Below are 8,205 nucleotides of genomic sequence, written 5' to 3'. Positions count from 1 at the left end.
GCACATTGCCAGGCCAGTCGTAGCGCCGCATCAGTTCGAGCGCGTCGGGCAGGAGGCGCTTTGCTTCCAGCCCCTCCTCCTGGACCTTGGCCAGGAAGTGGCTGACCAGGTCGCCGATGTCGTCGAGCCGCTCGCGCAGCGGCGGGATGCGCAAGGGGACCACGTTGAGCCGATAGTAGAGGTCCTCGCGGAACAGGCCCTGGCCGATCAGGGCGCGCAGGTCCTTGTTGGTGGCGGCGACGATCCGCACATTGGTCCTGATCGGCGTCCGGCCGCCCACGGTCATATATTCGCCCTGCTGGAGGACGCGCAGCAGGCGCGTCTGCGCATCCATCGGCATGTCGCCGATCTCGTCGAGGAACAAGGTGCCGTTCTCGGCCTGCTCGAAGCGGCCGGTCGACCGGGCCGTCGCGCCCGTAAAGGCGCCCTTTTCATGGCCGAACAGTTCCGATTCGATCAGGTCGCGCGGAATGGCGGCCATGTTGATGGCCACGAACGGGCCGTTCTTTCGCTTGCCGTATTCGTGCAGCGCCCTGGCGACGAGCTCCTTTCCGGTGCCCGATTCCCCGTTGATCAGCACCGTCAGGTCCGACCGGATCATCCGCGCGAGCACGCGGTATATGTCCTGCATGGCGGGCGAGCGGCCGACCAGCGGCATCGCCTCGCCCGCATCGTCCGGCGTGACGGCGCCGTGCGGGCCGCGTCGCCGCAGCTCGGTCAGCGCGCGGCCGACGATCCCCGTCAGTTCGACGAGATCGAAGGGCTTGGGCAGATATTCGTAGGCGCCCTTCTCCGTCGCCCGGATCGCGGTCATGAAGGTGTTCTGCGCGCTCATGACGATGACCGGCAGGTCGGGTCTGAGCTTCTTGATGCGCGGCAGAAGGTCGAACAGATTGTCGTCGGGCATGACGACGTCGGAGACCACCGCATCGCCCTCCCCGGCCGCCACCCAGCGCCACAGCGTCGCCGCGTTGGACGTCACGCGCACATGGTAGCCGGCCCGCGACAGCGCCTGGCTGACCACGGTACGGATCGCCGCGTCATCGTCGGCCACAAGGACGGTGCCGTTGCTCATGCGTTCGCCTCGGCCGAGCCTTCATCGCGCGCGGCGAGCCGTTTCAGGCCGGCCGGCGCCGCCGGCATCAGGATGCGGAAGACGGTGCGGCCGGGGGCGCTGTCGCACTCGATGACGCCGCCATGGTCTCCGACGATCTTGGCGACCAGCGCCAACCCGAGGCCGGAGCCGTTCGGCTTGGTGGTGATGAAAGGGTCGAACATGTGCATCTGGATGTCCTCGGGCACGCCCGGCCCGTTGTCCTCGACGGAGAATTCGAGCGGCAGCGAGACGCGTTCGTTGGCGCCGGGAATCGAAAGGTGCACGCCGGGCCGGTAGGCGGTCCTGAGCCGGATATGGGGACGGTCGACGGGCGCGCAGGCTTCGGCCGCGTTCTTCACGAGGTTCAGGAAGGCCTGGATGAGCTGATCCTGGTTGCCGGCGACGAAGGGCAAGGACGGGTCGTACCGCTGCGTGAAGCGAATATCGCGCGCAAAGCCGGTTTTGGCGCTTTTCTCGACGCGGTCGAGCACGATGTGGATGTTGACGGCATTGCGGTCGACGGGCCGCTGGTCCGAGAACACCTCCATCCTGTCGACCAGGCGCACGATCCGGTCCGTTTCGGCGCGGATCAGTTGCGTCAGCGCGCGGTCCTCGTCGCTGGCCGAAGCCTCCAGCAGTTGCGCCGCGCCCCGGATGCCCGACAGCGGGTTCTTGATCTCGTGGCCGAGCATGGCGGCCAGGCCGGTGACCGAGCGCGCCGCGCCGCGATGGGTCATCTGCCGGTCGAACTTGTCGGCCATGGAGCGCTCGCGGAACACGATGACCATGGCGCCCGCCTCCTCGGGCACCGGCGTGACGTGGATGTCGACGATGCGGTCGGACCCGATGCGCGGCGAGGACAGATCGACCCGGTACTCGTTGACGGGCGAGCCCTCCTGCCGGACCTGGCCGATCAGGGCCAGAAGCGGGCTCGAAAAGGGCAGGAAATCGTCGATCCTGCGCCCTTCCAGATGCGCCGACGAGGACAGGAAGAAATACTCCGCCTCCAGATTGGCAAAGCCGATATGGTTGTCGGCGTCGAGCAGGATGACCGGATCGCGGATCGTATCGAGCACTTGCAGCGCCCGGATGCCGCCCTCGCCACGCCTCTGCCCGGGAGCGCTCATGCGGCAAGGCGCCGCGGGAGGGCGGTCGCCTCCCCCAGGATGCGGCAAAGCGCGCGCCTGACCGTTTCGGGGTCGCGCTCGCGCAGGATCGCGCCCTTGCGGGCGGCAAGGTCCGGCACGTGGCGGGCATGGACATCCAGATACCAGCCCAGATGCTTGCGCGCGTGGCGCACGCCGGCCACCTCGCCATGGTGAGCCAGCATCGCCTCGTAATGGGCGACGACATAGGCCGCGATCGTCGCCGGCGTCGGCCGGTCGCGCGCGGCGCCGGCGATTTCGCCCGCCACCCACGGCCGGCCGCAGGCGGCGCGGCCGACCATCACCGCGTCGGCGCCGGAGGCGGCAAGCGCCGCCCGCGCCGAGGCCCGGTCCGCAATGTCGCCATTGACGACGAGCGGAACCGAGATCGCATCGCGCACGGCGGCGACCGCGTTCCAGTCGGCGCGGCCCTCATAGAACTGCGCGCGCGTGCGCCCATGCACGGTGACCATATGAACGCCCGCCTTTTCGGCGCGGCGCGCAAGCTCGGGCGCGTTGATCGACCGGGCGTCCCAGCCAAGGCGCATCTTCAGCGTCACGGGCACTGGGCTTGCGTTCACCGTCGCCTCGATCAGCGTCAGCGCATGATCGAGATCGCGCATCAGCGCCGAGCCGGACAGCCCGCCCGTCACCTTCCGGGCCGGACAGCCCATATTGATGTCGATCAGGTCTGCCCCGGCATCGGCGGCGATCCGGGCCGCCTCGCCCATCCAGCGCGCCTCGCGCCCGGCCAGTTGCAGCATGAAGGGCCCCTGCCCCGCATGGCGCGCCGCGCGCTTGCGGCTTTCGGCATGGGCCTGGCAGAACTCGCGGCTCGCGATCATCTCGCTGACCACGAGCCCGGCGCCGTGCCCATGGGCCAGGCGCCGGAACGGCGCGTCCGAAATGCCGGACATGGGCGCGAGAAACACGCGGTTGCTCAGGCGAACGCGGCCGATCCGCAACGGTTCGGCCAGGCATGGCCCGGCGTTGGGATGAGCGTTTTTTGTGCAACACCGCATGATGCCTAATCTTTATACAGGCTTGTCCGATTGCGCAATCGCACCGCTTTGCTAAACGAGGGCGATGACCGGATTTTCCCGCAGATGAACGCCCCGAACGCCGGATCGGCGACGGCCCGCCCGCCCACCGGTCCCGTCACGGGTCTGGTGATCGTCGCCGCCGGCCGGGGCGATCGGGCCGGGCGCGACGGCGGCCCGAAGCAATACCGTCCGCTCGCCGGCCGTGCCATGATCGCCCGCACCCTCGATGCGTTCGAAGGCTTCGTCGCGGCCACGGACACATGCGTGGTGATCCATGCCGATGACGGGACGGCCTTCGCCGAGGCGGTCGGCGCGGACCATGGCCTTCTGACCGTCCATGGCGGCGCGGCGCGCCAGGATTCCGTACGCGCCGGGCTTGAGGCCCTTGCGGCCGCGCGGCCTCGCCTCACCCATGTGATGATCCACGATGCCGCCCGCCCCTTCGTGCCGCCGGCGCTGCTGCGGCGCATCGATGCGGCCGTGCGCGCCCATCCCGCTGGCGGCGTCCTGCCCGTTTTGCCGGTCGCCGAGACGATCAAGCGCGTCCGCGACGGCCTAGTCGGCGAGACCGTGCCGCGCGAGGGGCTGTTCGCGGCACAGACGCCGCAGACCTTTCCGCTCGATGCGATCCTTGCGGTCCACCGGCAGGCGGCGGCCGAGGGCCGGACGAACTTCACCGACGATGCGGCCCTTTTCGAATGGGCCGGCTTGCCGGTCGCCGCCATCGCGAGCGACGGGGCGAACGTGAAACTGACCTACGCGCAGGATTTCGAGATGGCCGAACGGCGACTGGGCCGCACAGCGCCCGCCCCGCCCGACATCCGCACCGGCAACGGCTATGACGTGCACCGGTTCGGGCCGGGCGACCATGTCACGCTGTGCGGCGTCGCCATCCCGCACGGCCGGGCGCTGTGCGGCCATTCGGATGCCGATGTGGGCCTGCACGCGCTGACCGACGCGCTGCTCGCCACATGCGGCGCGGGCGATATCGGCGACCACTTCCCGCCGTCGGACCCGCAATGGCGGGGCCAGGCTTCCTCGCTGTTCGTCGAGCAGGCGGCACGGCTCGTGCGCCGGGCCGGCGGCACGATCCTGAACGCCGACATCTCGCTGATCGCCGAGGCGCCGAAGATCGCCCCGCACCGGCAGGACATGCGCGCCGCGCTCGCCCGGCTTCTGGCGATCGATGTCGGCCGCTGCTCGGTCAAGGCGACGACCAACGAACAGATGGGCTTTGTCGGCCGCGCCGAGGGCATCGCGGCGATCGCCACGGCCAGCGTTGCCTACGCGCCCGTGGAGAGGGCGCAATGACCGGCCCCGGCGAGATGATCGAGGCGCTGTCGCGGCAGGTCGTTGCCCTTTACGCCGAGCGCGGCATCGTGGCGGCGACGGCAGAAAGCTGCACCGGTGGCATGATCGCGGCGGCGATTACCGACATTGCGGGGTCCTCCGCCATCTTCGACCGGGGTTTCGTCACCTATTCGAACGGCGCCAAGATGGCGATGCTCGGGGTCGGGGGCCCCATGCTCGATGCGGTGGGCGCCGTTTCCGCCGAGGTCGCCGGCGCCATGGCCGAGGGCGCGCTGGCCCGCTCGGACGCCGATGTCGCCGTCTCCGTGACCGGGATCGCCGGTCCCGGCGGCGGCTCGGACGCCAAGCCGGTCGGCACGGTCTGGTTCGGCGCGACCTCGTCCCACGGCGCAACGCTCGTGCTCAAGCGCCGGTTCGGCGATGAAGGCCGCGCCCTCATCCGCCAGATGAGCGTCATCACCGCCCTGGAACTGCTGCTCGAAACGGCCCGGAGCGCGCCGGAACGGCCCTCGTCGGGCGCGGTCTCGTCAGGCTGACGAGGCCGAGCGCAGCGGCCGGCCCTGAAGCTGGTCGGCGCGCTCCTCGAAGGCCGCCGAGAACCTGCGGAAAGCGCGGTCGAACATGGCGCCCATCAGGCCGCCCAGCATGCGGCTCTTGAATTCATAGTCGATGTGGAAATGCACCTGGCAGCTGCCTTGGCCGCAATCCTCGAACCGCCACAGATTGCTCAGATAGCGGAACGGGCCGTCCACATAGGTCACGTCGATCTCGTGTGCGCCGGGCTTGAGGATCACCTGGCTGGTGAACGTCTCGCGGATCGCCCTGTAGCCGACCGTCATGTCCGCGATCAGCAGCGTGCGGCCGTCCCGCTCGCGGCGCGAGCGCACGACGAGCGCCTCGCACAGCGGTACGAACTGGGGATATTTCTCGACATCGGCGACGAGGTCGAACATGGCCGTGGCGGTGTGGTCGACCCGCCGTGTCGACGAAAACTGCGGCATCGCGCTATTGGGCCGCGGCCAGCTTCATGGCGCGCGCTTGCCGCAGCTTGGCAAAATCCTCGCCCGCATGGTGCGAGGAGCGCGTCAGCGGGCTGGCCGAGACCATCAGGAAACCCTTGGAATAGGCGGCCGTCTCATAGGATTTGAATTCGTCCGGCGTCACATAGGCCATCACCTTGTGGTGCTTCTTCGTCGGCTGCAAATATTGGCCGATGGTCAGGAAATCGACGTCTGCGGTGCGCAGATCGTCCATCAGTTGCAGCACTTCGTTGCGCGTCTCGCCAAGGCCCACCATGATCCCCGACTTGGTGAACATGGCGGGATCGAGTTCCTTGACGCGCTGCAAAAGCCGGATCGAGTGGAAATAGCGGGCGCCCGGCCGCACCGTCAGATAGTTGGACGCGACCGTCTCCAGGTTGTGGTTGAAGACGTCCGGCCGCGCGGCGGCAACCATCTCCAGCGCCCCGTCCTTGCGCAGGAAATCGGGCGTCAGCACCTCCACCGTCGTGCCCGGCGAGCCGGCACGGATCGCGTGGATCACATCGACGAAATGCCGCGCGCCGCCATCGGCAAGATCGTCGCGGTCGACCGAGGTGATGACGACATGGTTCAGCCCCATCTGCCCGACGGCCTTTGCGATGTTGGCCGGCTCGTCGGGGTCGATGCCGGTCGGCTTGCCCGTCGTCACGTTGCAGAAGGCGCAGGCGCGCGTGCAGATATCGCCAAGGATCATGAAGCTGGCGTGCTTCTTGTCCCAGCATTCGCCGATATTGGGGCATCCGGCCTCGCCGCACACGGTGACCAGATTGTGCGACTGGACGATGTGGTTCGTCTCGCGGAACCCCTTGGAGACCGGCGCGCGCACGCGGATCCAGTCCGGCTTCTTCAGGCCGGAATCCTGGTCGGGGCGATGCGCCTTTTCCGGGTGGCGCGCTTTCGGCCTTGCGGTTGCGACCGTGTCGAGAACAGTGACCATGCGGAGGCTTCCTAGGTGATCAGGCGCGCGATGATGATGACGATGATCGCGCCGACGGTCGAGGTGACGATCTGGTTGATCAGCGGGTTGGCGATGCCCAGCCTGATGCCCGCCTTGTCGAACACGATGCCGCCGACGAAGGCGCCGAGCACGCCGGTGGTCAGATAGACGATCAGGCCGCTGCCGCCGCCGGCGACGAGGCTGGCCAGGAACCCGGCGACGATTCCGATCCCGCCCATGACGAGAAGTGCTTTGGCGTCCATCGTACTGAACCTTTCCGCAATATCGCCTCAAAATAAGCAGGTGACTGCCGCGGGACAAGGCGATTAAATTCATGCGGGCCATGCAGTAGGGGCAAGGCGTGGCCGTTGCTAGCCTTCTTTAGGGGCTAAGCTTTCCGTGGCCGGACAGCCTGGCAGCAAGATTGTTATTTTTCCGGCTAACCATGCCGGGAATAAGGAATGCATCAACGATCCACCAAATGCCCAAAATGACCAAGAGAAACCAGCCAACCACAAAAACAAAAGTAAGCCAGCCGAATATAAAAAGCAGCAACATAGCCACCCCAGTGGCCGTCTGCCCCAGGTAAAATCGGTGCACGCCAAGCCCTCCCAGGAAGAACCAAATGAGATATGTTGCGCCTGTTGATTTCTTGTTGGCTTCAAACGTCATCATCGTTGTGACGTCACTGCTTGGCCTTTGTTCACCCACCATGCTTCCCTCCATAAAAGCGCCGTGAATTTAACGCTACCAGACGCGTCCCGACACGCAAGGAATACAAAGAGGAAACCCGACTTAAGCGTTCAGCACGCGCCCATGGGCGTCGAGCACGCTCTCCTTCATCATTTCCGACAGGGTCGGGTGCGGGAAGACGGTGTGCATCAGCTCTTCCTCGGTCGTCTCAAGGTTCATGGCGACCACGAAGCCCTGGATCAGTTCGGTCACCTCGGCGCCGACCATGTGCGCGCCGATCAACTGGCCGGTCTTCTTGTCGAAGATCGTCTTGATCATGCCCTGGTCCTCGCCCAGCGCGATCGCCTTGCCGTTGGCGCCGAACTGGAACCGGCCGACGCGCACGTCGCGGCCGCTATCCTGGGCCGCCTGTTCGGTCAGGCCGACGGACGCCACCTGCGGGTGGCAATAGGTGCAGCCGGGGATCAGGGTCTTGTCCATCGCATGCACGCCCGGCACGCCGGCGATCTTCTCGATGCAGATCACGCCTTCATGCTCGGCCTTGTGCGCCAGCATGGGCGGGCCGGCCACATCGCCGATCGCGTAGATGCCCTCCATATTGGTCTGGCCGTAACCGTCGGTGACGATGCAGCCGCGATCGGTCTTCACGCCCAGTGCCTCAAGGCCGATCCCTTCGATGTTGCCCTGCACGCCGACCGCGGAAATCAGCCGGTCGGCCTCGATCACTTCCGTCTTGCCGCCCTTGAGCTCAACCGTCGCCTTGATCGAATCGGCGGCCTTTTCAACCCCGGCCACCTTGGCCTCGGTGTGGATTTTCAGCCCGCGCCTTTCGAGTTGCTTGCGGGCGAGCCTGGAGATTTCCTCGTCCTCGACCGGCATGATGGTCGGCATCAGTTCGATGACGGTGACGTCGACCCCCATGGAGTTGTAGAACGAGGCG

10 protein-coding genes are annotated in these 8,205 nt (G+C 67.0%); 2 read left to right on the top strand and 8 right to left on the bottom strand.

Features of this window, described 5'->3' with window-relative positions:
* The 3 genes from ntrC to dusB form a co-directional block, all read right to left on the bottom strand.
* On the bottom strand, positions 1-1,075 hold a 1,075-nt coding region (gene ntrC, locus AC5E6L_RS12260; protein WP_491773627.1), incomplete at its 3' end, for a nitrogen regulation protein NR(I).
* On the bottom strand, positions 1,072-2,223 hold the full coding sequence (locus tag AC5E6L_RS12255) for a two-component system sensor histidine kinase NtrB (protein ID WP_491229658.1): 1,152 nt from the start codon (positions 2,221-2,223) through the stop codon (positions 1,072-1,074). The genes AC5E6L_RS12255 and ntrC, both read right to left, overlap by 4 nt.
* Complete coding sequence (gene dusB, locus AC5E6L_RS12250) at positions 2,220-3,263, bottom strand: tRNA dihydrouridine synthase DusB (RefSeq protein WP_491773625.1); 1,044 nt, start codon at positions 3,261-3,263, stop codon at positions 2,220-2,222. Before dusB ends, AC5E6L_RS12255 begins: the two co-directional genes overlap by 4 nt.
* Before the next feature lie 84 nt (positions 3,264-3,347).
* Between dusB and AC5E6L_RS12245 the strand changes: the two genes are divergently transcribed.
* Together AC5E6L_RS12245 and AC5E6L_RS12240 are read left to right on the top strand one after the other, a co-directional pair.
* Positions 3,348-4,595 (top strand): bifunctional 2-C-methyl-D-erythritol 4-phosphate cytidylyltransferase/2-C-methyl-D-erythritol 2,4-cyclodiphosphate synthase, encoded by a 1,248-nt coding sequence (locus tag AC5E6L_RS12245; protein WP_491773623.1) that lies wholly within the window; start codon positions 3,348-3,350, stop codon positions 4,593-4,595.
* Positions 4,592-5,131, top strand: a complete 540-nt coding sequence (locus tag AC5E6L_RS12240; RefSeq protein WP_491773621.1) for a CinA family protein — start codon at positions 4,592-4,594, stop codon at positions 5,129-5,131. Before AC5E6L_RS12245 ends, AC5E6L_RS12240 begins: the two co-directional genes overlap by 4 nt.
* Here AC5E6L_RS12240 and AC5E6L_RS12235 read toward each other — a convergent pair.
* The 5 genes from AC5E6L_RS12235 to AC5E6L_RS12215 all read right to left on the bottom strand — a co-directional run.
* Positions 5,123-5,596 carry a type II toxin-antitoxin system RatA family toxin gene (locus AC5E6L_RS12235; RefSeq protein WP_491229661.1) on the bottom strand — a complete coding sequence of 158 codons (474 nt, stop codon included), beginning with the start codon at positions 5,594-5,596 and terminating at the stop codon, positions 5,123-5,125. The genes AC5E6L_RS12240 and AC5E6L_RS12235 overlap by 9 nt on opposite strands.
* Before the next feature lie 4 nt (positions 5,597-5,600).
* Entirely contained in the window at positions 5,601-6,572 is a 972-nt protein-coding gene (lipA, locus tag AC5E6L_RS12230) for a lipoyl synthase (RefSeq protein ID WP_491773618.1), read from the bottom strand.
* A gap of 11 nt (positions 6,573-6,583) precedes the next feature.
* Positions 6,584-6,835 (bottom strand): GlsB/YeaQ/YmgE family stress response membrane protein, encoded by a 252-nt coding sequence (locus tag AC5E6L_RS12225; protein WP_491229558.1) that lies wholly within the window; start codon positions 6,833-6,835, stop codon positions 6,584-6,586.
* A gap of 118 nt (positions 6,836-6,953) precedes the next feature.
* On the bottom strand, positions 6,954-7,286 hold the full coding sequence (locus tag AC5E6L_RS12220; RefSeq protein ID WP_491773616.1) for a TM2 domain-containing protein: 333 nt from the start codon (positions 7,284-7,286) through the stop codon (positions 6,954-6,956).
* A gap of 81 nt (positions 7,287-7,367) precedes the next feature.
* On the bottom strand, positions 7,368-8,205 hold an 838-nt coding region (locus AC5E6L_RS12215; protein ID WP_491773614.1), incomplete at its 5' end, for an oxidoreductase dimerization domain-containing protein.

The organism is Roseitalea sp. (assembly GCF_984466335.1).
The sequence above is the reverse complement of the archived record's forward strand: the minus strand, read 5'-3'. Positions and strand labels throughout refer to the sequence as shown.